The sequence below is a fragment of the Corallococcus sp. CA047B genome (assembly GCF_003612065.1).
GTDB lineage: Bacteria > Myxococcota > Myxococcia > Myxococcales > Myxococcaceae > Corallococcus > Corallococcus praedator.
In genome coordinates this window covers 1-444 of record NZ_RAWD01000731.1, presented here as the reverse complement: position 1 = coordinate 444, position 444 = coordinate 1, and the positions used below count along the sequence as shown (strand labels likewise).

Sequence of the window (444 nt, the reverse complement as noted above, 5' to 3'; positions counted from 1 at the left end):
GGATGGTGGTCACCGACCCCGCCGTCACCGACGGCTACCGGCAAGACCGGGCCTTTGACCCTTCGGCCGGCAAACCGCTGGCAATCATCCGGCCACGGCGCACCGAAGAGGTGCAGACGGTGCTGCGTTGGGCCAGTGCGAACCAGGTGCCCGTGGTGACCCGAGGAGCCGGTAGCGGCCTTTCGGGCGGGGCGACCGCCCTGGATGGCGGGATCGTGCTGTCCACCGAAAAGATGCGCGACATCACCGTCGACCCGGTCACCCGCACCGCAGTGTGCCAGCCCGGCCTGTACAACGCCGAGGTGAAGGAGGCCGCCGCCGAACACGGCCTGTGGTATCCCCCGGATCCGTCGTCGTTCGAGATCTGCAGCATCGGCGGCAACATCGCCACCAACGCCGGCGGGCTGTGCTGCGTGAAGTACGGCGTCACAGGCGACTACGTAC

At 68.5% G+C, this 444-nt stretch carries 1 protein-coding gene; it reads left to right on the top strand.

All coding sequences use genetic code 11. The features are described from left to right. Positions 1–2: 2 nt before the first annotated feature. On the top strand, positions 3–444 hold a 442-nt coding region (locus tag D7X74_RS42405), incomplete at its 3' end, for an FAD-binding oxidoreductase (protein WP_147446936.1).